General features: G+C 71.2%; 26 protein-coding genes and 1 pseudogene. 18 read left to right on the forward strand and 9 right to left on the reverse strand.

The annotated features are described in order from the left end of the window. Positions 1-146 precede the first annotated feature (146 nt). The 3 genes from mqnE to PUR53_RS04885 all read right to left on the reverse strand — a co-directional run bounded on the left by mqnE (position 147) and on the right by PUR53_RS04885 (position 2,665). On the reverse strand, positions 147-1,310 hold the full coding sequence (gene mqnE, locus PUR53_RS04875; protein ID WP_329895221.1) for an aminofutalosine synthase MqnE: 1,164 nt from the start codon (positions 1,308-1,310) through the stop codon (positions 147-149). 59 nt (positions 1,311-1,369) lie between these two features. After that, the gene (locus PUR53_RS04880) at positions 1,370-1,825 is read right to left on the reverse strand and encodes an Lrp/AsnC family transcriptional regulator (protein ID WP_184904854.1); all 456 of its coding nucleotides are present in this window, start codon (positions 1,823-1,825) and stop codon (positions 1,370-1,372) included. A gap of 141 nt (positions 1,826-1,966) precedes the next feature. Beyond that, entirely contained in the window at positions 1,967-2,665 is a 699-nt protein-coding gene (locus PUR53_RS04885) for a UbiX family flavin prenyltransferase (protein ID WP_329895220.1), read from the reverse strand. A 95-nt stretch (positions 2,666-2,760) separates the two neighbouring features. On the opposite strand from PUR53_RS04885, the gene PUR53_RS04890 reads away from it, so the two are divergent. Further along, positions 2,761-3,393, forward strand: coding sequence for a rhomboid family intramembrane serine protease (locus PUR53_RS04890; protein WP_329907475.1), 633 nt, complete (start codon positions 2,761-2,763; stop codon positions 3,391-3,393). 206 nt (positions 3,394-3,599) lie between these two features. Here PUR53_RS04890 and mqnP read toward each other — a convergent pair whose 3' ends face one another. Both mqnP and PUR53_RS04900 read right to left on the reverse strand, forming a co-directional pair. Next, positions 3,600-4,505, reverse strand: a complete 906-nt coding sequence (gene mqnP, locus PUR53_RS04895; protein ID WP_329907476.1) for a menaquinone biosynthesis prenyltransferase MqnP — start codon at positions 4,503-4,505, stop codon at positions 3,600-3,602. Further along, positions 4,502-5,959: a menaquinone biosynthesis decarboxylase gene (locus PUR53_RS04900; RefSeq protein ID WP_329895217.1), complete on the reverse strand. Its 1,458-nt coding sequence runs from the start codon at positions 5,957-5,959 to the stop codon at positions 4,502-4,504. The genes mqnP and PUR53_RS04900 overlap by 4 nt, the downstream gene beginning before the upstream one ends. Before the next feature lie 85 nt (positions 5,960-6,044). Here PUR53_RS04900 and PUR53_RS04905 point away from each other — a divergent pair, with 85 nt between their 5' ends. Next, on the forward strand, positions 6,045-6,476 hold the full coding sequence (locus PUR53_RS04905) for a PLD nuclease N-terminal domain-containing protein (protein WP_329907478.1): 432 nt from the start codon (positions 6,045-6,047) through the stop codon (positions 6,474-6,476). A gap of 284 nt (positions 6,477-6,760) precedes the next feature. On the opposite strand, the gene PUR53_RS04910 is transcribed toward PUR53_RS04905, so the two are convergent. Next, on the reverse strand, positions 6,761-7,342 hold the full coding sequence (locus PUR53_RS04910; RefSeq protein ID WP_329907480.1) for a CU044_5270 family protein: 582 nt from the start codon (positions 7,340-7,342) through the stop codon (positions 6,761-6,763). A 105-nt stretch (positions 7,343-7,447) separates the two neighbouring features. On the opposite strand from PUR53_RS04910, the gene PUR53_RS04915 reads away from it, so the two are divergent. From PUR53_RS04915 to PUR53_RS04975, 13 genes are all read left to right on the forward strand, one after another. Further along, on the forward strand, positions 7,448-8,182 hold the full coding sequence (locus tag PUR53_RS04915) for a MerR family transcriptional regulator (protein WP_329895214.1): 735 nt from the start codon (positions 7,448-7,450) through the stop codon (positions 8,180-8,182). 81 nt (positions 8,183-8,263) lie between these two features. After that, positions 8,264-8,593, forward strand: coding sequence for a gas vesicle protein GvpO (locus tag PUR53_RS04920; protein ID WP_329895228.1), 330 nt, complete (start codon positions 8,264-8,266; stop codon positions 8,591-8,593). 114 nt (positions 8,594-8,707) lie between these two features. Then, complete coding sequence (locus tag PUR53_RS04925) at positions 8,708-9,184, forward strand: gas vesicle structural protein GvpA (RefSeq protein ID WP_329907526.1); 477 nt, start codon at positions 8,708-8,710, stop codon at positions 9,182-9,184. An 8-nt stretch (positions 9,185-9,192) separates the two neighbouring features. Beyond that, the gene (locus PUR53_RS04930; RefSeq protein WP_329895212.1) at positions 9,193-9,906 is read left to right on the forward strand and encodes a GvpL/GvpF family gas vesicle protein; all 714 of its coding nucleotides are present in this window, start codon (positions 9,193-9,195) and stop codon (positions 9,904-9,906) included. A 57-nt stretch (positions 9,907-9,963) separates the two neighbouring features. Continuing rightward, on the forward strand, positions 9,964-10,227 hold the full coding sequence (locus tag PUR53_RS04935) for a gas vesicle protein GvpG (RefSeq protein WP_329895211.1): 264 nt from the start codon (positions 9,964-9,966) through the stop codon (positions 10,225-10,227). Next, complete coding sequence (locus PUR53_RS04940; RefSeq protein WP_329907481.1) at positions 10,224-10,904, forward strand: ABC transporter substrate-binding protein; 681 nt, start codon at positions 10,224-10,226, stop codon at positions 10,902-10,904. Before PUR53_RS04935 ends, PUR53_RS04940 begins: the two co-directional genes overlap by 4 nt. Continuing rightward, positions 10,897-11,382, forward strand: coding sequence for a hypothetical protein (locus PUR53_RS04945; protein ID WP_329907483.1), 486 nt, complete (start codon positions 10,897-10,899; stop codon positions 11,380-11,382). The genes PUR53_RS04940 and PUR53_RS04945 overlap by 8 nt, the downstream gene beginning before the upstream one ends. A 3-nt stretch (positions 11,383-11,385) precedes the next feature. Beyond that, positions 11,386-11,910, forward strand: a complete 525-nt coding sequence (gene gvpJ / locus PUR53_RS04950; protein WP_329895208.1) for a gas vesicle protein GvpJ — start codon at positions 11,386-11,388, stop codon at positions 11,908-11,910. Between the two features lie 18 nt (positions 11,911-11,928). Then, positions 11,929-12,276, forward strand: coding sequence for a gas vesicle protein (locus PUR53_RS04955; protein ID WP_443080260.1), 348 nt, complete (start codon positions 11,929-11,931; stop codon positions 12,274-12,276). Then, the gene (locus PUR53_RS04960) at positions 12,251-12,670 is read left to right on the forward strand and encodes a gas vesicle protein K (RefSeq protein WP_329895207.1); all 420 of its coding nucleotides are present in this window, start codon (positions 12,251-12,253) and stop codon (positions 12,668-12,670) included. Before PUR53_RS04955 ends, PUR53_RS04960 begins: the two co-directional genes overlap by 26 nt. 53 nt (positions 12,671-12,723) lie before the next feature. Continuing rightward, on the forward strand, positions 12,724-13,710 hold the full coding sequence (locus tag PUR53_RS04965; RefSeq protein WP_329907485.1) for an isopenicillin N synthase family dioxygenase: 987 nt from the start codon (positions 12,724-12,726) through the stop codon (positions 13,708-13,710). A 218-nt stretch (positions 13,711-13,928) separates the two neighbouring features. Beyond that, positions 13,929-14,735, forward strand: a complete 807-nt coding sequence (locus PUR53_RS04970; protein ID WP_329907487.1) for a hypothetical protein — start codon at positions 13,929-13,931, stop codon at positions 14,733-14,735. Further along, positions 14,732-15,118 (forward strand): GntR family transcriptional regulator, encoded by a 387-nt coding sequence (locus PUR53_RS04975; RefSeq protein ID WP_329895204.1) that lies wholly within the window; start codon positions 14,732-14,734, stop codon positions 15,116-15,118. The genes PUR53_RS04970 and PUR53_RS04975 overlap by 4 nt, the downstream gene beginning before the upstream one ends. Positions 15,119-15,280: 162 nt before the next feature. On the opposite strand, the gene PUR53_RS04980 is transcribed toward PUR53_RS04975, so the two are convergent. Both PUR53_RS04980 and PUR53_RS04985 read right to left on the reverse strand, forming a co-directional pair. Then, positions 15,281-15,709, reverse strand: coding sequence for a DUF7848 domain-containing protein (locus PUR53_RS04980; protein WP_329907489.1), 429 nt, complete (start codon positions 15,707-15,709; stop codon positions 15,281-15,283). Beyond that, positions 15,706-15,915 carry a hypothetical protein gene (locus PUR53_RS04985; RefSeq protein WP_329895202.1) on the reverse strand — a complete coding sequence of 70 codons (210 nt, stop codon included), beginning with the start codon at positions 15,913-15,915 and terminating at the stop codon, positions 15,706-15,708. Before PUR53_RS04985 ends, PUR53_RS04980 begins: the two co-directional genes overlap by 4 nt. Before the next feature lie 120 nt (positions 15,916-16,035). On the opposite strand from PUR53_RS04985, the gene PUR53_RS04990 reads away from it, so the two are divergent. From PUR53_RS04990 to PUR53_RS05000, 3 genes are all read left to right on the forward strand, one after another. Next, a complete protein-coding gene (locus PUR53_RS04990) occupies positions 16,036-16,992 on the forward strand; it encodes a helix-turn-helix domain-containing protein (RefSeq protein ID WP_329907490.1) in 957 nt (318 codons plus the stop codon). Continuing rightward, the gene (locus PUR53_RS04995; RefSeq protein WP_329907530.1) at positions 16,940-17,062 is read left to right on the forward strand and encodes a DUF397 domain-containing protein; all 123 of its coding nucleotides are present in this window, start codon (positions 16,940-16,942) and stop codon (positions 17,060-17,062) included. Before PUR53_RS04990 ends, PUR53_RS04995 begins: the two co-directional genes overlap by 53 nt. Before the next feature lie 73 nt (positions 17,063-17,135). Then, positions 17,136-19,013 carry a hypothetical protein gene (locus PUR53_RS05000; RefSeq protein WP_329895200.1) on the forward strand — a complete coding sequence of 626 codons (1,878 nt, stop codon included), beginning with the start codon at positions 17,136-17,138 and terminating at the stop codon, positions 19,011-19,013. Positions 19,014-19,029: 16 nt separating this feature from the next. Here the strand turns inward: PUR53_RS05000 and PUR53_RS05005 are convergent. After that, positions 19,030-19,368: pseudogene (locus PUR53_RS05005) on the reverse strand (DUF1062 domain-containing protein); the annotation flags it as partial. Positions 19,369-19,397: the final 29 nt, after the last annotated feature.

Consider the following 19,397-nt stretch of genomic DNA (forward strand, 5'->3'; position numbering starts at 1 on the left):
GGGCTGGTCGCGCAGTTCCCCGCGCCCCTGGAAAAAGCGGGGCTGCGCCCCGGCTTTTTCCAGGCCCGCAGGGCCTGGAGCTTTTAGGGGCGCGGGGAACTGCGCGAGAAGCCCCCACCCACCCGCACCCGAACAACCGGCCCGCTTCAGACCCGCATCGGCTGTGGGGACTCGCGGCGCGACGCGTCCGGGCCCTCGTACTCTCGGATGATCTCGTACCTCGTGTTGCGTTCGACGGGGCGGAAGCCGGCGTCGCGGATGAGGTCCAGCAGGTCCTCGCGGGTCAGCTTGTTCGGCGTGCCGTAGTTGTCCGCGTCGTGGGTGATCTTGTATTCGACGACCGAGCCGTCCATGTCGTCGGCGCCGTGCTGGAGCGCCAGTTGCGCGGTCTGGACGCCGTGCATGACCCAGAAGACCTTGACGTGGGGGACGTTGTCGAACAACAACCGCGACACTGCGAAGGTCTTGAGGGCCTCCGCGCCCGTCGCCATCTGGGTGCGGGCCTGGAGGCGGTTGCGGACCTTGCCGTCCTTCATGTCCACGAAGTCGTGCTGGTAGCGCAGGGGGATGAAGACCTGGAAACCGCCGGTCTCGTCCTGGAGTTCACGCAGGCGCAGAACGTGGTCGACCCGGTGGCGCGGCTCCTCGATGTGGCCGTAGAGCATGGTGCTCGGGGTCTTGAGGCCCTTCTCGTGCGCCAGGCGGTGGATCCGCGACCAGTCCTCCCAGTGGGTGCGGTGGTCCACGATGTGCTGCCGGACCTCCCAGTCGAAGATCTCCGCGCCGCCGCCCGTCAGCGACTCCAGGCCCGCGTCGATCAGCTCGTCCAGGATCTCCGACGCCGTCAGACCGCTGATCGTCTCGAAGTGGTGGATCTCCGTGGCCGTGAAGGCCTTCAGCGAGACGTTCGGGAGGGCGGCCTTCAGCTCCTTCAGGGAGCGCGGGTAGTAGCGCCACGGGAGGTTCGGGTGCAGGCCGTTGACGATGTGCAGCTCGGTGAGGTTCTCGCCCTCCATCGCCTTGGCGAGCTTCACGGCCTCCTCGATGCGCATCGTGTACGCGTCCTTCTCCCCCGGCTTGCGCTGGAAGGAGCAGTACGCGCAGGAGGCCGTGCACACGTTGGTCATGTTGAGGTGGCGGTTGACGTTGAAGTGGACGACGTCGCCGTTCTTCCGCGTCCGGACCTCGTGCGCCAGACCGCCCAGCCAGGCCAGGTCGTCCGACTCGTACAGCGCGATGCCGTCCTCGCGGGTCAGCCGCTCACCGGAGCGGACCTTCTCCTCCAGCTCGCGCTTGAGCCCGACGTCCATGCCCACACCCTCCACCGATCAACCGCCTCTACGACCTCACCCACCGTACGCCTACCGCCCTACTCCTCTTCCGGCAGCTCACCCACCCGGTTCTCCCACTTCGTGGAGAGGATGATCGTCGTACGAGTGCGGGAGACGCCCTTGGTGCCGGAGAGCCGGCGGATGGTCTTCTCCAGGCCGTCGACGTCGGGGGCGCGCACCTTGAGCATGTACGAGTCGTCGCCCGCGATGAACCAGCAGTCCTCGATCTCGGCCAGCTCCCGCAGCCGGTCCGCCACGTCCTCGTGGTCGGCGGCGTCGGAGAGCGAGATGCCGATGAGCGCGGTCACGCCGAGACCGAGGGAGGCCGCGTTCACGGTGGCGCGATAGCCGGTGATGACACCGGCCGCCTCCAGCCGGTTGATGCGGTCGGTGACACTGGGTCCCGACAGTCCGACGAGGCGCCCCAGCTCCGCGTAGGAGGCCCGGCCGTTCTCCCTCAGGGCCTGGATGAGCTGCCTGTCCACCGCGTCCATGCGATCGGTTGCCTTCCGCTGAAGAGTTGAGTTGTGGGTACTGCTCGGTAGTTCGTCAGTGGTGCGAGATACGGGACTGCGACGGGACCACGAGAACGGGCCGGGGGTGGGTGTGGTGCGGGCCGGGTGAGCGCGTACGGCTCAGTCGGTCGCACCGGAAGCGCGCGCCCCGCCCACCTCGCCCTCCCAGCGCCGGTACAGGGTGTGCGGGACGCCCGCCGCGTCCAGCGCCCGTCCGGCGACGAAGTCCACCAGGTCCTGGATGTGCGTGGCCCCCGCGTAGAACGCCGGGGACGCGGGCAGTACGGTCGCGCCCGCCTCGTCCAGGGTCACCAGGTGCCGCAGGGTCTGCCCGTTCAACGGGGTCTCGCGTACGGCGACCACGAGCCGCCTGCCCTCCTTGAGGGTCACGCTCGCCGCCCGTTGCAGCAGGTCCTTGGAGAGCCCGAGGGCCACGCCCGCGACGCACGCCGTCGACGCGGGGACGATCAGCATCCCCTTGACGGGGTACGAACCCGAGGAGGGTCCGGCGGCCAGGTCGCCCGCGCTCCAGTGCCGTACGCGTTCGCCCTCGACGTCCACCGGGAAGGTCCCGGGCTTGCCGTCCGCGCCACGGGACAGCCATTCCCGCAGGTCGTCGCGCCAGTGCGCGTCCCGGAAGGGGATTCCCGTCTCGTCGAGCAGGGTCAGCCGCGAGGCCCGGGACACCACGAGGTCGACGCTCTCGCCGGCGGCGAGGAGCGCGCGCAGCACAGCCGCAGCGTATGGGGTGCCGGATGCGCCGGACACCCCTACGATCCAAGGCGTACGCGGCGTCTTCCCTGGCTTGACTGGGTTCACGACACCGAGCCTATCCGGCGGCGCGCGGCGGGAACCGGTCAAGGGGGCCCGGCCGTTTCCACGAAGGACGCGTGAGGTCGGGACGGGGGTTCGACATGGCAGGTGGAGTGCGGGGAGCGCTGAGCCCCGAGCGGGAGTGGTCGCGCGGGGACCGCGCGAAGGCGGCGGCCAAGCTGATGGTGGGCTGGGTGGCCCTGCTGTGGGTCCTGGAGGTCGTCGACGTGGCGACCGGCCATGCCCTGGACGACTTCGGGATCGTGCCGCGTTCGGTGCCCGAGCTGGTCGATGTCGTGCCCGCGTCGTTCATCCACTTCGGCTTCGGCCATGTCGCGGCGAACAGCGTGCCGTTGCTGGTGCTGGGGTTCCTCGCGGCGCTGGGCGGGCTGCGCCGGTTCGCCGCCGTGTGCGCGCTGATCATCGTCGCGGACGGGCTGGGGGTCTGGCTGATATCGCCCGACCACACCAACACCGCCGGTGCGTCCGGTGTCGTCTTCGGGCTCTTCGGTTTCCTCGTCGTCACCGGCTTCGTCGAGCGTCGGCTGCTGGGGGTCGCGGTGGGCGTCCTGGTCGCGGCCGTCTGGGGCGGCGCGATCCTCGGCGGCATCGCCCCCACCGAGACGGGGATCAGCTGGCAGGGCCATCTGATCGGCCTGGTGACGGGCGTGGTGGCGGCGTTCGTGTTCCGGCGCCGGACCACGGGCCCGGGCCCTGGTTCCTCGGTCGCCTGACGACTCGGGGGTGCGGGTTCTTGGGCGGGCGCGGGTCCGGTGGGGGTTGCTCGCGCAGTTCCCCGCGCCCCAAAAGACACAGGCCCTGCGGGCATGAAAAGCACGGGGCGCGCCCCTGTTTTTCAGGGGCGCGGGGAACTGCGCGAGCAACCCCCACCGGACCCGCAGTCGCCAGTGAACCCGCACCCCCACCCCCTGAGGCGCTCCTAGAACGTCAACCCCCGCACCACCAGATCCAGCAGCGCGCACACGAACAGGGCGATACCGATGAACCCGTTGACGGAGAAGAACGCGCGGTTCAGGCGGGACAGGTCGTGCGGGCGGACGATGGTGTGCTCGTAGACGAACGCGCCCGCGACGATCGCGAGGCCCAGCCACAGGAACGCGCCCGCGTCGGTAAGGACCGCGTACCAGACGAACAGGGCCGTCGTCAGCGCGTGGCAGACCCGGGCCGCCCAGATCGCCGCCGGGATGCCGAAGCGGGCCGGGACCGACAGGACCCCGGACTCGCGGTCGGAGTCGACGTCCTGGCAGGCGTAGATGAGGTCGAAGCCACCGATCCAGACGCCCACGGCGAGGCCGAGGACGACCGCCTCCCACGACCACTCCCCCGTGATGGCGAGCCAGCCGCCGACCGGGCCCATGGCCTGGGCGAGGCCCAGGATCGCCTGGGGGTAGTTCGTGAACCGTTTGCCGTAGGGGTAGACCACCATCGGGATCACGGCGACGGGGGCCAGCGCGAGGCAGAGCGGGTTCAACAGGGCCGCCGAGCCGAGGAAGATCACGACCGCGATCAGGGCGCCGGTCCACGCGTGCTTGACCGACATCGCGCCGGTCACCAGCTCGCGGTGCGCCGTCCGCGGGTTCCGCGCGTCGATCTCGCGGTCGATGATCCGGTTGACCGCCATGGCGAAGGTGCGCAGGCCCACCATGCAGACGGTGACCAGGAGCAGCCGGACCCAGTGGATGTTGCCGTCCAGCTGGAACATGGCGGTGAGCGCGGCGATGTACGCGAAGGGCAGCGCGAAGATCGAGTGTTCGATCATCACGAGGCGGAGGAAGGCCTTGGTACGGCCCGGCTGTTGCGGGAGAGCCGCCGACGCGCTGGTCACAGGCCGTACTCCTTCCAGCGGCGGTCGACCAGCGCCGCCGTGGCCGGGTCCGACTCGACCATGTCGGGCCAGCCCCCGTCCCGCGTGTAGCCCTCCTCGATCCACTTCTTCGTGGCGTCGATGCCCGCCTTGCCGCCCCAGAACTGCTGGTAGGAGGCGTGGTCCAGATGGTCCACCGGGCCCTCGACGATGGAGAGGTCGCGGGAGTAGTCCGTGTTGCCGAGGGCGCGCCAGGCGACCTCGTGGAGGTCATGGACGTCGCAGTCGGAGTCCACGACCACGATCAGCTTGGTCAGGGACATCATGTGGGCGCCCCAGATCGCGTGCATGACCTTCTGCGCGTGCTTGGGGTACTTCTTCTCGATCGAGATGATCGCGCAGTTGTGGAAGCCGCCCGCCTCGGGGAGGTGGTAGTCCACGATGTCCGGGACGATGATCTTCAACAACGGCAGGAAGAAGCGTTCCGTCGCGCGGCCCAACGGTCCGTCCTCCGTCGGCGGCCGACCCACCACGATCGACTGGAGCAGCGGGCGCTTCCGCATCGTCACACAGTCGATCTTCAGCGCGGGGAACGGTTCCTGCGGGGTGTAGAAACCGGTGTGGTCGCCGAAGGGGCCCTCGGGGAGCATCTCGCCGGGCTCCAGCCAGCCCTCGATCACGACCTCGGCGTTCGCCGGCACCTGCAACGGGACCGTCTTGCAGTCGACCATCTCGATCCGCTTGCCCGCGACGAACCCGGCGAACAGGTACTCGTCGATGTCACCGGGGAGCGGCGCGGTGGAGGCGTACGTCACGGCGGGCGGGCAGCCGAAGGCGATGGCGACCGGCAGGCGTTCGCCGCGCTTGGCGGCCACCTGGTAGTGGTTGCGGCTGTCCTTGTGGATCTGCCAGTGCATCCCGATGGTGCGCTTGTCGTGGCGCTGGAGGCGGTACAGACCGAGGTTGCGTACGCCGGTCTCGGGGTGCTTGGTGTGGGTGAGCCCCAGGTTGAAGAAGGAGCCGCCGTCCTTGGGCCAGGTGAACAGCGCGGGCAGCCGGTCCAGATCCACCTCGTCGCCCTGGAGGACCACCTCCTGCACGGGCGCGCTGTCCGACTTCACCTTCTTCGGCGGGACGTGCGCCATCGCGCCGAGCTTGCCGAACGCCTCGCGCACGCCCACGAAGCCCTGGGGCAGTTCGGGCTTGAGCAGGCCGCCGATCTTCTCGCTGATCTCGCCGTACGACTTCAGACCGAGCGCCTTCAGCAGGCGGCGGTCGGTGCCGAAGACGTTCATCGCGAGGGGCATCGCGGAGCCCTTCACGTTCTCGAAGAGCAGGGCGGGGCCGCCGGCCTTGTTGACCCGGTCGACGATCTCCCCGACCTCCAGGTAGGGGTCGACTTCGGCCTTGATGCGCTTGAGATCGCCCTCGCGCTCCAGTGCGCGGAGCAGGGAGCGAAGATCGTCGTAAGCCATGGGGTCCAGTATCCCCGAGGGGCTACCCTGACCCCGTCACGGGGCCCGGTGCACGGCCCCGCCACCGCTTCCAGGGGGCTGTTCCATGCTCAGGCTGTTGATGTACCTCGTGCCGTTGGCGCTGACCATCTACGCGTTCATCGACTGCCTCAACACCCCCGAGGACGAGGCGAAGCACCTGCCGAAGATCGCGTGGGTCTTCATCATCCTGCTCTTCTGGATCGTGGGCCCGATCGCCTGGCTCGCCGCGGGCAAGCTCCGCACCGTGCCCGCCGGGGGGCGCACGCCCTCGGAGTGGCACCGCAACCACCGCACGGAGTACGTCGCGCCCGACGACAACCCCGAGTTCCTGAAGTCGCTCGCCGAGGACAACAAGAAGGACGAGTCGCTGCTGAAGAGCTGGGAGGCCGACCTGCGCCGCCGCGAGGAGGAACTGAAGCGGCAGGAACAGGAGAACGGCGAGACGGGCGCCGCCCAGAACGAGAAGCGGGACAAGAAGGACGGCGAGGAGGCGTAACACCGACACCGGTCGGCCGTCGGACACCGGTGGGCCATCGGGCCCCCGGTCGCCTGGCGGGCACGGGTCAGCCACCGGGCACGGGTCGGCCGTCGGGCACCGGCCAGCCACCGGGCCCCAGTCGGCCGGCGGGCTCCGGTTAGCCACCGGACGCCGGTTAGCCACCGGACACCGGTCGGCCGTCGGGCCCCAGCCAACCTCGGGCACCGGGCGGCTGCCGGCCCGGCGGCCGGCGGGCGTCAGTCAGCGTCGGGCATCGGGCGGTTGGCGGCCGGCATCCCGTGTCAGTCCTTCAGTTCCTGGCCCTTCTTGTCGACTACGCCGACCTCCAGCAGGGCCTCGTCGTCCGTGCCCAGGTACTTGAAGGTGTCCTTGTCGAAGACCCACACGTCAGGGTGGTCGACCTCGCCGAAGGCCAGGCCGACGCCCTGACGGCCCACAGCGTCCTCCGCCTTCTCGACGACCCGGACACTGGAGATCTTGGCGGCCACGCGGAAGAGCGCGCCGTTCAGTTCGGGCAGCAGCTGCGCCCCCCGGAGCATCGTCGTGATGTATTCCATGGCGGCCTCCTCATCGGTGGGGCCCTGGCCGCGGGTCTCGGCCCACACCTTCTCGTAGAGCTTGTCGGGGTCCGTGGGAAGCGACCGCAGCTCGTCGTAGTAGCCGTGGTCCCGGTCAGCGCCGAGCGTCATGTACTCGACGTCGTCCGTCGACCGCGCCAGGGGGTCGTCGATCACCTCCCCGTTCATGTCCCGGGGCAGCGGCTGCCCCTCCAGCCAGGTGGTCCGTGCGAGTCCGTTCCGGCTGCCGTCGGCGGAGATCCAGTCGGTCCGCCGGAAGGGGTAGTCGGTCTCCGAACCCGCCATGCTCCACGCCTTCCCCTGTCCGCCCGCCCCCGGCCGTCCCTGTGTCCCCGGTCACACAGGAATCGACCTCCCTCCCCACCCCGACCCGCCCTAGCCTTCCACCCGATGCCTGAAACCGGACCGCCTTCCAGCGCCCCCGTCCGCCTCCGCCCCGTCGACCTCGCCCGGCTCTCCGGTGTCTCCACGCAGCAGATCCGCAACTACGAGGAGGCCGGGGTACTGCCGCCCGTCCCGCGTACGGGCTCGGGGTACCGGTTCTACGGGGACACGCACCGGCGGGCGCTGCTGACGTACCGGGCGCTGTCCAAGGGGTACGGGGCGGTCGTGGCGACGCGGATCATGCGGACCGTGCACGAGGGGGACGTACCGGGGGCGCTGGCGCTGGTGGACGAGGCGCACGCGGCGCTGCACGCGGAGCGGGTGTCGTTGCGCGCGACCGGGGAGGCGCTCCGGGCGCTGGCCGGGGAGCCTCCGGAGGACGACGTTCCCGCGGCCGACCTGCTGATCGGCGAGGTCGCGGCGTTGCTCGGGGTGCGGACGTCGACGCTGCGCGTCTGGGAGGCCGCCGGCCTGCTCTCGCCCCGGCGTGAACGCGGCACCGGATACCGCCACTACGCCCCCGACGAGGTGCGCGACGCCCGTTTCATCCTCGCCCTCCGCCGCAGCCACTACCTCCTCGACGACATCCGACCCGTCCTCGAAGACCTCCGCGCGGAGGGCGGCACCGAGGCCCTGCGCACCGCGATCACCACCCGCCACACCGCCCTGACCGCCCGCACGGCGGCGATGCTGGAGGGCGCGGGCCACCTGCACGCCTACCTGGCACCGCCCGTCCCGTAGCGCGGCCCGCGTCCCGAGGCCTCCGGGGTGGCACATGCCTTGCCCAAGGTCGATGATGGACAAAAGGGTAAGAAGGTGATGATGACGAACGGCCGGGAGTCGGAGAAGCACCGTTCCTCGTCGCGGCAGGAGCCCGCCGAGGAGAGGTTGTCCGCGCCCGAGGCCATGCGGAGTGCGATCGAGCAGCTCTCCCAGTTGCTCGGGCGCGCTCCCGAGTCCGTTTCCGCGCTGAAGCCGACCGACGAGGGCTGGGAGGCCCAGGTCGAGGTCATGGAGCTGGAGCGCATCCCGCAGACGACCAGCGTGATGGCCGCCTACCGGGTGTCTCTGGACCCCGCGGGCAAGCTGCTGGCGTACGAGCGCGGACGCCGGTACACGCGCGCGCAGACCGACCGGGGCTCCCCCCGCTGAGCCGCTGAGCCACGGCCGCCGCCGATGAACCCGGCGGCCGCCGTCGGTGCCATGGCCCGTGGCCCGCGGCCCTCGCCGGAGGCTTCCCGTACTCGGAGGGAAGAGATCGTGACTGTGGTGCCGCAGAGCGAGGGCGGCGCCCTCGCCCCCCGTGGCGGTGGCGGCGGCTCGGGGAACCTCTACGACGTGCTGGAACTCGTCCTCGACCGGGGCCTTGTCATTGACGCGTTCGTCCGCGTCTCCCTGGTGGGCATAGAGATCCTGAAGATCGACGCCCGGGTCGTCGTGGCCAGCGTCGACACCTATCTGCGCTTCGCCGAGGCGTGCAACCGGCTCGACCTGGAATCGGGGCGCAAGGCCCCCTCCCAGCTGACGGACATCGTCGGGGACACCACCGAGTCGGGCGCTCGCGGGAAGAGCAAGGGGGCGCTCACCGGGGCGGTCGAGGCCGTCACCGACTCGCTCCAGAAGAGGCGGGGCGACGACGACGAGGAGGTGGAGGTGGAGCACGCGCCCAGGCGCGAGAAGCAGCGCGCGAGCTCCGGGCGGAGCGCTGCGAGCCGCCGTGTCTCCCGGGACCGTGAGGAGTGAGCGAGCCGATGTCGGTCTACGTCTACGCGATCACCAAGGCGGCGCATCCGCTGGGCCTGGACGACGTCAAGGGCGTCGGCGAGGACCCCACCACCCTGCACGCCGTCAGCAACGGCGAACTGAGCGCCGTCGTCAGCGAGGCCCCCGAGGACCTGTCGGTCAGCCGCCGGGACGTGGAGGCGCACCAGGATGTCCAGCAGCAGCTGTGGGCCGACGGCACCATCCTGCCGCTGAGCTTCGGTTTCGTCGCCCCGGACGAGGCCGCCGTGGAGGCGCTGCTCCAGGAGCAGGCCGACGCGTTCTCCCAGCGTCTGGACGAACTCACGGGGCGCGCGGAGTTCAACGTCAAGGGCGTACTGGACGAGGACACCCTCCTGCGCGCCGTCCTGACGGAGTCCGCGCGGGCGCGCGAGCTGAACGACGCGATCCGTGAGGGCGGCGGCACGTACGAGGACCGCCTCGCGCTCGGCGAACTCGTGGCCCAGGAGGTGCAGAGCCGGCAGGAGGCGCTCGGCGAGGAGGCGCTCGCCGCGCTGCGGCCGTACGCCCTGGACGAGCGGCTCGCCCCGCCCTCCCAGCAGTACTTCGTGAACGTCTCGTTCCTGGTGGACGGCGAACGGGCGGACGAATTCGCCGAGGCCGGCGGGGAGCTGGCCGAGGCCCTGGGAGAGGGGGTGGAACTGCGGCTGCGCGGCCCGCTGCCGCCGTACAGCTTCGTATGAGCTTCGCGTAACCATCCGAGCTTCGTATGACCGTCACATGACCTGGGAGGCGATGTGGTGGGACTGGTCGGAACCATTCTGACGTTGCCGGTCGCCCCGGTACGGGGCGTCGGGTGGGTGCTCGACAAGGTGCGGCAGGCCGCCGAGGACGAGTACTACGACCCGGGGCCCGTCCAGGAGGAGCTGGTGAATCTGGAGCGGGCGCGGACCGAGGGGCGCATCGACGAGGAGGCGTTCGCGCGGCGCGAGGCGGAGTTGCTGGGGCGGCTGGAGGAGATCAGCGCCTACCGGCTGCAGCAGCAGAGGGAGACGGAGTCATGAACAACGCCACCATGGGCGCGGCCGTCCTCGGCGGTTATCTGCTGGGGCGGACGAAGAAGGCCAAGCTCGCCCTCGGCATCGGTGCGCTGCTGGCCGGCTCGCAGGTCCGGCCCGGGCAGCTGGGCAAGGCGCTCGACGCCCCGTTCCTCAGCGACCTCACCCGGCAGGTGCGGGGCGAGCTGGCGGGCGCGGGCAAGGCCGCGGCGACCTCCGTGCTGACCACGAAGGCCGACGACCTCGCGGGCGCCCTGCACGAACGCACCGTGGGACTGCGGGAGCGGGCCGAGGGCGACGGCGGCGCGCCCGACGACGAGACGGCCGACGACGAGACCGCCGAGGACGAGACCGCCGAGGAGCCCGAGGACGAGGACGAGGACGAGACCGCCGAGGAGCCCGAGGACGAGAGCGAGGGCGACGCCGACGAGACCGAGGACGAGGACGAGACCGAGGACGAGACACCCGAGGCCGAGACCAAGGGTGAGAGCAAGGACAAGCGCGAGGGCCAGCGCGAGGGCCAGGGCAAGCGGACCGGCAAGGCGGCCGGATCGGGAGCAGGTTCACGCCGCAAGAGCGCGCCGCAGTCGAGAGGCACCGCGCGTCCGAAGAAGAAGACCGCCGCCGCGAGCCGTGCCAAGAGCAGCAGCGGCACCCGGTCGAGGAGGCAGGAGGATGGCTGAACGCGGAACGGCGAAGGGAGGTTCGGCCGGCGGCACCGACACCCTCAACAGGACGGGTGACGACTCCGGCGTGAACGCGGGCACGACCCGCCTGAAGGAAGAGCTGGAGGAGTACATCGAGGCCCGGCTGTCCCTGATGCTCCAGGACGTGGGCCACGGGCTGGGCGAGGGCGCGCGCAAGCTGGGCGGGATGAGTACGGGGACGCTGACGTCGACCGCGTCCCACGCCAAGGACGTGCTGGTCGACAAGGCGAAGGGCGCCACGGGCAAGGCGAAGGACGTCGTCGGCGACAAGGCCGGGAACGTCATGGAGAAGGCGAAGGATGCCGGCGGCAAGGGGGACGCGAAGAAACCCGAGGGCGGCAGTGGCAAGGGCCACACCATCATCGAGGACGACGAAGAACCCGACGAAGAACCCGAAGGAGAACTCGTAGACGAAGACGAAGAGGACGAAGAACCCGAGCGAGAGGCCAGGTGACCCGTGACCCAGTCCGGCTCCGCCTCCCCCGTCCCCTCGTCGTCGCGCGGCGCCTACCCGTACGGCGGCGGTCAGGGCTCCAGCGCGAACCTCGCCGATATCCTCGAACGCGTGCTCGACAAGGGCATCGTCATCGTCGGCGACATCAAGATCAACCTTCTCGACATCGAGCTGCTCACCATCAAGCTGCGCCTGCTCGTGGCCTCGGTCGACAAGGCCAAGGAGATCGGCATCGACTGGTGGGAGCACGACCCGGCCCTCTCCTCCCGCGCGTCCCGCTCCGACGGCCGCCGCTCCCTCGCCGACGAGAACGAACGGCTGCGCGCCGAGGTGAAGGAGCTGCGCCGACGCGTCGAGGAGTCCCCACGGGAGCTGTCCCCGAGCGCGTCGACCGAGCGCCCGCGCAGGGAGCCCCGCCGCAAGGAGGCCGCGGAGGCCACCCGTCCGCCGGAGCCCCGCCGCAAACGGCGCAAGCCGGTGAACGTCGACGCCGAGGACGAGGGCGACGACCGTGGCTCCCGCGGCTGAGGAAGGCCCCGGCCGACCATGAGCGCGTACAGCGACCGCGACGCGTACGACGACCACGACGGCCCAGCCACGTACGACGACCACGGCGGCCCAGCCGCGTACGACGACAGCGACCGCCCCATCAGCGGACGCCAGGTCGCGCTGATCGATCTGCTCGACCGGCTCCTGAGCGGCGGTGTCGTCCTCACCGGGGACCTGGTCCTGAGCATCGCGGACATCGATCTCGTACGGGTGTCGCTGCGCGCGGTGATCGTCGCCGTCCGCGAACAGCTGGACGAACAGTGGGCGCTCCCGCTGTCGGAGCGGCCGCCCGTGGAAAGCGTGGAAGGAGGCGGCGACCATGGCGACCCCGACGCCCCTGCCTGACGGCGGCCCCCACATCGACCGTCTCCGTGAGGTGTCCGCGGCCGCGACCCGCGCGTTCTCCCTGCTGCCCGCCCGGCCGGAAGAGGTCGCACCGCCGCCCCCGACCCGGGGCGAAGCCGTGGCGCGCCGGTTGCGCACCGACCCGGACACGGTCGAGCGGGACCTCGTCCGGCTCGTCCTCACCATCGTCGAACTGCTCCGCCAGCTGATGGAGCGCCAGGCCCTGCACCGCGTCGACCGGGGTGGGCTGACCGAGGAGCAGGAGGAGCGCCTCGGCATGACCCTGATGGTCCTGCACGAGCGCATGACGGAACTCTGCGACCGCTACGACCTCACCCTGGACGACCTCAACCTCGACCTCGGCCCCCTGGGCACCCTCCTCCCGCCGCCCTGATCCCGCGCCGTGCCGCGCACGTGACCGCGGCGCGTCGCGGGCAGAGTGGGGTCATGGACCATTCTGTGACACCGGGGAGCACGCCCCGTGTCCCCACCATCGATCTGCGCCCCTGGCTCGACGGCGGCCCGGAGGACCGTGCCGGGATCGCCCGGACCGTCGACGAGGCGCTCCAGAGCGCCGGTTTCCTGCTCGTCACCGGCCACGGCGTCGATCCGGCCCTCCGCACGCGCATCCGGGAGGCCGCGCGCACCTTCTTCGTCCTGCCGGTGGAGGCCAAGCAGGCGTACGAGGTGAAGGTCGGCGGACGCGGCTGGCTGGGGCCCGGCGCCGAGGCGAACGGATACGCCGAGGGGACGGAGACCCCGCCGGACCTCAAGGAGTCGCTGACGTTCGCGACGCACGAGCCGTTCGACGACCCGGTCGTGAACGCGGAGTGGTACGCGCCGAACGTGTGGCCGGCGGAGGTGCCGGAGCTGCGGGCGCTCTGCGAGGAGTACCTGGCGCGCATGGCCGAGCTGGAGAACCTGCTGCTCTCGCTCCTCGGGGAGGCCCTCGGGCTGGAGCCGGACTTCTTCTCCCGCCACATGAGCCACCCCACCTACGGCTTCAACATCAACTGGTATCCGGGGACGGACGTCATCGGCGACCCCGTGCCGGGGCAGTTCCGGATCGGCCCGCACACCGACTTCGGCACGGTCACCATCCTCGACCGGCAGGCCGGGAAGGGCGGGCTCCAGGTCTACACGGACGAGGGCGGCTGGGAGGACGCCCCGTACGACCCGGACGCCTTCACCATCAACATCGGTGATCTGATGGCCCGTTGGACCGGCGACCGCTGGCGGTCGGGGCGCCACCGCGTGCTGCCGCCGCCGGCCGACGAGCCCGCCGAGGAGCTGATGTCGCTGGTCTACTTCGGCGAGTGCACCCCGGGCACGGTCGTCGAGTCGGTGCCCGCGCCGGTCGGACGGGTGGCGTACCCGCCGGTGGACTCGCACGTCTACCTGCGGGCGCAGCTGGACTCGATCACCGTCGACTGACCACGCGCCACGGAACCCTTCCCGCCCCGGAACCCTTCCGCCCCAGAACCCTTCCGCCCCAGAACCCTTCCGCCCCAGAACCCATCCACCAGGGAACCCCTCCGCCCCGGAACCCGTCTTCCCCCGCGTCACCTTGTATCGAGTGTTTGACACAAGATCCCGGGCCACGGCATCTTGTACCCACCGCTTGATACAAGATGATCCGGGGGGATCCACCCATGCTCGACACCGCCCCGCTCCAGGATCGGCTCCTCGACCACGCCGATCACTACGCCCGCTGGTCCGGCCTGGCCATCGGCCTGGTGGTCGCGCAGGCGCTGTCCACGTTCGGGCACATCGAGTTCGAGCAGCGCGTGGTGTTCTGCCTCACGGCCTTCGGCCTGTGCGCGGTGGCCGGTGTCCTCCTCGCCGACGCCCTCACCCTGCGCCCGCAGGAGGCGGTGCGCACGGCGAGTCTCGCCCCGCGCCTGGTCAGAGACCATGTGCCACCGCGCATGGGCCCCCTGATCGCCCTCCAGGGCGTCTCCCTGGTCGTCCTGCTGGTGATCACGGCCGCCACGGCGTCCGGCGACCCCGACCGGATGTTCATCACCGGCAAGGTCGTCGATGTCACCTGCAACGGGATGCGCGCGTCCCTCGGACCGTGGCCCGGCCTGTTCTACAGCCTCCCGATGTTCGGCGCGCTCGCCATAGCGACCCCCACCTGCGTCTGGGCCCTGCGCCGCATAGCGCACGGCCCGGGCGAGGAACAGCAGCGCCGCGACCGCGCGTGGGCGGTCACCGGGGCCTGGGGCCTGCTGGTGTCCAGCCAGCAGCTGTACGCCGTCCTGATGATCTCCGTCTCGCTGACGGAGACGGGCTGCGCCGGCACGCTGGGCGCGATCACCTTCTGGGTCTTCTACCCGCTGGCCCTGCTGAACGTGTTCACCGTCGCCTGGTCCCTGGTCACCGTGGTCGCGCCCCGCGCGGTCGAGGACGGGACGGCCGAGGACGAGGCTGCCGAGGACGGGGCACCCCGACGATGAATGAGGCCGCCGTCCGCGTCGACACCACCAGCCAGGTCCCGCCCTACGAGCAGATCCGCGCGCAGCTCGCCGCGCTGATCGTCACCGGCCGGCTGGCCGAGGGCGAACGGCTGCCGACCGTACGCCAGTTGGCCACGGACCTCGGTCTGTCGCCGGGTACCGTGGCCCGCGCCTACCGCGAGCTGGAGGCCACCGAGCTGATCCGCACCCGCCGGGGCGCGGGCACCCGGGTGGCGGCGCCCCGGACCGGCCCCACCCGCCCGCACGCCGCCCAACTCGCCACCCTGGCGCGTGACTTCACGTCCTCCGCCCGCGCTCTGGGCGCCGACACCGAGGCCATCCTGACCGCCGTCCGCGACGCCCTGGGCCCGGACAGGCCCTAGCTGGACCCGCGCCTCCAGAAGGTGACACCGAGGACTCCGCCCACGCCACTGCCCAGCGCCAACCCCATCGCCAGACTGTCGAAGGCCGCCGCTCCCAGCGTGATTCCGACGGCGACACCGAACAGCCTGCCCACGGCAAGCCCGACACTGACACGGCCACCCTCAGGAGGGAGCCTCCTCCAACGGCTCCAGCACCGAGTAGTCCCCAAAACTGCGCCGGTAGCGCAGGTGCCGCGTCTCCTGTGTGTGCCTGCGCTGCCACTCCTCCACGGCCGCCGGATCACTCTGCACGCCCGACTCCGCGCCGCACTCCTTCTCGTCGCCCGACACACACCGCGCCTCGTACTCCGGCTCCGCCGTCACGTCCTGCGCGATGACGTACGGCACGTAGCGGAAGACGCGGCGGGTGCGGGTGCCTCCGCCGTGCTCCCGTCGCTGATGGTGACGGAGCAGCACGTTCGCGGCCGTCTCCGCGCTCCGGTCGTACCGCGCCCGCGCCTCGTCCCGCCGTACGGCCAACTCGGCGCACGCCGTGCACCCCGTCACCGGAACGGGGGGCAACCCCAGGGGCTCAAGTTGACGCAACGTCACACCCTCCTCTTCGTACGGCGGTTGGCCGCCCCGACCTGCGCGGCGAGTCGCTCCGCGGGAGTCGCCGGCCGCAACGTCGCCGGATCCGCCTCCCACTCCCGGCCGCCACCCACGGGACGCAGCATCGCGTACGGCCCGACCCTGTCCCGGTACTCCCCCACGCGCCGCGTCCGCGGATCGTAGACAAGCTGTCCCTCTGGTTCCACGCGCACTCCACAGCCCTGTTCGTCACTCTGGGTGTATCCAGCGTCGCCGACGGGAACGGTCGATATCAACGCGGGACGTGTGGCACTGGGCCATTGCCACACTCGGCACGAGGGGGCGTCATGACGAGGCGGAACGCGGACGGGGCCGTCGGCGGCGGGAGTTCGGTGCTGTTCGGCGAGGTGCTGCGGCACTACCGCGAGGCGGCGCTGCTGACGCAGGAGGCCCTGGCGAGAGAGATCCCGTGCGACCGCTCCCAGGTGGCGAAGATCGAGGCGGGCACGAGGGTCCCGAGCGACCAGTTCGCGAAGCGGTGCGACGAGGTGTTGGGGACGGGTGGGGTGTTGGCCCGGATGTGGGCCAAGGTGGACTGGTATCCGGAGGTCCAGCATCCCGATTGGTTCGCGCGCCGGGTCGAGCTGGAGGAGCGGGCCGCGACCCTACGGGAGTACCAAGAGCAACTTGTCCCGGGCCTGTTGCAGACGGCGGGCTACGCACGTGCGCTGTTCTCGCGAGTGTCGGTCGCTGATGAGCTGGACGAACGCGTCCGGGCCAGGATGAGCCGCCAGCCGCGCTTCCTGGCCCCCGACGGCCCTCTCTACATCGCGATCCTGGACGAGAGCTGTCTGCGCAACGGTGTCGGGGCCCCGGAGGTGATGCGTGAGCAGTGCGCGCATCTGCTCAGCGTCGGCCGACATCCCAACATCCGCATCCAAGTGGCCCCTTCGGGCCTCTTCGGGCTCATCCGACCCCGCGTTTCCATGTCCTTGATCGAGCTGCCCGACGAGCGCTGGATCTACTCGGAGTCGCAGGGCTACGGCCACTTCATCAACGATCCGGCGCTCTACGAACGTGGCAGCCGGATTTATGATGTGCTCAGGGCGGACATTCCGTCAGCCCGCGAGTCCGCCGCTCTGATCAGCGACGTGATGGAGGGGTACGAGCATCATGCACAGGTACGAGCTGAGCTCCGCGACCTGGATCAAGAGCAGCCACAGTGGCGAGGACGGCGGCAACTGCATCGAAATCGCCCCCGGTATCCCCGCCGTCGTCCCCGTCCGCGACAGCAAGAACCCTGACGGGCCCGTACTGGTCATCAACCGTCCCGCCTGGCTCTCCTTCATCGACGCCGTACGGTCGGAGTCGTAAGCGAACGGGCAGGACTCGTCGTACTCCGAAACAACTGCCCCTCCCTCCACAGCTGTTGATAACCACAGCAGCTATGACAACGGCAACGACACCGACCCCCGCCCTCTTCGACATACCCAGGGCGTACGAACACTCCCCCGAACTCCCCTTCGTGGTGCTGGCGGGGGCGCGTGGCCTCGGCAAGAGCACCGTGCTGCGGGAGCTGGGCGCGGCCTTCCGGGGGCGCAGCCCCGTCGCGTGGGTCGACGGGGAGGAGAGCCGGTTCGACCGGCCTCCCCCGGGCCGGCCCCCCACGTCGTGGTCACCGGCGTACGAGGCGGTGACCGTGGTCGCCGAGCAACTGGCGGAGCCACTGGGCGCGGCCGGCCGGATCACGTTCCCCCGGCTGGCGTGCGGGCTGCTCGCCGTCGCGGCCGGTGGCTGGGGGGACCGTGGGCTGTCGCGGATCTGCGCGGAGGCGGAGCGGGTGCTGCTGCTGAGCGACACGGGCGGCTGGCTGGCGGGGCGGTGGGTGGGGAAGGCCGTGGCGCGGCTGGTGTCGTCGCTGTCGGACCAGGGGCCGGTGGTCGAGGCGATCATCGAGGCCGCGTTGGAGGCGTTCAGCGAGGGGATGTCGTCCTCGCACCGGCGACTGCGCAGAGGTGCCGTCTGGTATCGCGACCACCCCTGCGCGGCCGGGAACCCCAAGCTCGGCCTGGTCCTCCTCTCCCGGCACTTCCACGCGGGCGGCGACGCCCGCACCCACGCCGAACACCACCTCGTACGGGCGCTGCTGGCGGACCTCGACGACGCGTACGCGGGGGTCTCGGGGGTCGTACCGCGTCCGCAGCGGGCCGGGCGGCCGGTGGTGCTGCTGGACAACGTGCAGGAGGCGGCGGGGCGGCGGCTGATGGAGTCCGTGCTGCGGGCCCGCGCGGACGGCCGGGCCGACCAGGTGGCGTTCTACGCCGGACTGCGGGGGCAGGGCCACCCCGCCCTGCGGAACGCGACGCGCCGCACGCTCGCGGAGGCGACCCGTGGGGCCGACTGGGCGCCCGGCGGTACGCCCTCCTCGCACGCCCTGCTGGTGTCGTTGCCGCCGCTCTCCCCCGACGACACCCGGCACGCCGTGGAAGCGGCCTGCCCCGGGCTGACGGTCCCGCCCCCACTGCCGTACGCCGTCCACCGGTTGACCTGCGGTAATCCCCTCGGCACGGCGCTCCTCGCCGCGTCGGCCGGACGGCACCTCCCCCGGGGGCTCACCACGCCGGCCGATCTGCTGCTGGCGGAGGACTCCGGACGCCGCGCCTACGAGTCCGTGCTGAATCGCCTCCTCCCGGACGAGGACCACCTCGACGAGCTGGCCGTCCTCTCCCTCGCCCACGACCACGACTCGGCGGTCCTCCTGGCCGAGTCCCAACTCCCGGTCGGCTTCGGCGAGTCGGGCGTACGGGCTCTGTCGGGCCGCCTGGCGGCGGAGGGCCACGCGCCCTCCCCCGACCACTTCGTGGGTGACCCGTTCCTCCGGGCCCTGCTCCTGCTGCGCCTACGCCACGGGACCGCCGCCCGACCTGGCCGCCGCCCGGACCGCCCGGCATGGTGGGACGCACACCGCACCCTGGCGGCCCACTACGGCAGCGCCCACCCCCTGCACCGCGCCCATCACGAACTCGCCCTCGGAAACCCGGACTTCGCGGTCGCCCACCTCCACGACACATACCACTCCACGGCCCCCAGGGACTGGCTCACGTCCCTCACCTTCATCACCTCGGCCCCGCACCACACTCCCGACGACACCCGTATCCCCACCGCCCTCGACGCGGCCGGCCCGGACCCCGACCTCCGGCTGCGCGTACGCCGCGTCCTCCACGCGGCCCGCCGGACGACGGATCCCTTCTCCCCACCGGCCCCCGAGGCCGCCGACCGCCTCCGCCGCGACCTGGCGTCCCTCCTCCCCGAAGCGGCCCTCTAGACGGCGGGGGCCGGGGTCAGCGCTTGAGGGTGAAGGTGAAGTCGTCGGCGAGCTTGCCGCTCAGCCGTTCCGCCGAGACGAGCCTCCCCTCCGCGATCAGCCTCTCCACCTCGGCCCGCGCCAGACCGCACCCCTCGGCGATCAGCCGCACCGGCCGGAGCGGGATCCGCGACGTGAAACGGACCGAGACGTCGATGACCTCACGGTCCAGGTGATCCGCCCCGCCGGTGTCGAGGCGCCAGGCGCCCGTCCAGTCGAGGGCGACGCGATTCCGGCACCGCAGGACCGGATCCTGGAGCAGCTCGGCCGCCAGGCGAGGATCGTTGTCGTGCAGCCGGTCCCGTACGGCGGCGCGGCTCCACCGGTTTTCCGGCGCCACGCCGC

The organism is Streptomyces sp. SP18BB07 (genome assembly GCF_036322545.1).
In the GTDB taxonomy this organism is placed as follows: domain Bacteria; phylum Actinomycetota; class Actinomycetes; order Streptomycetales; family Streptomycetaceae; genus Streptomyces; species Streptomyces deccanensis.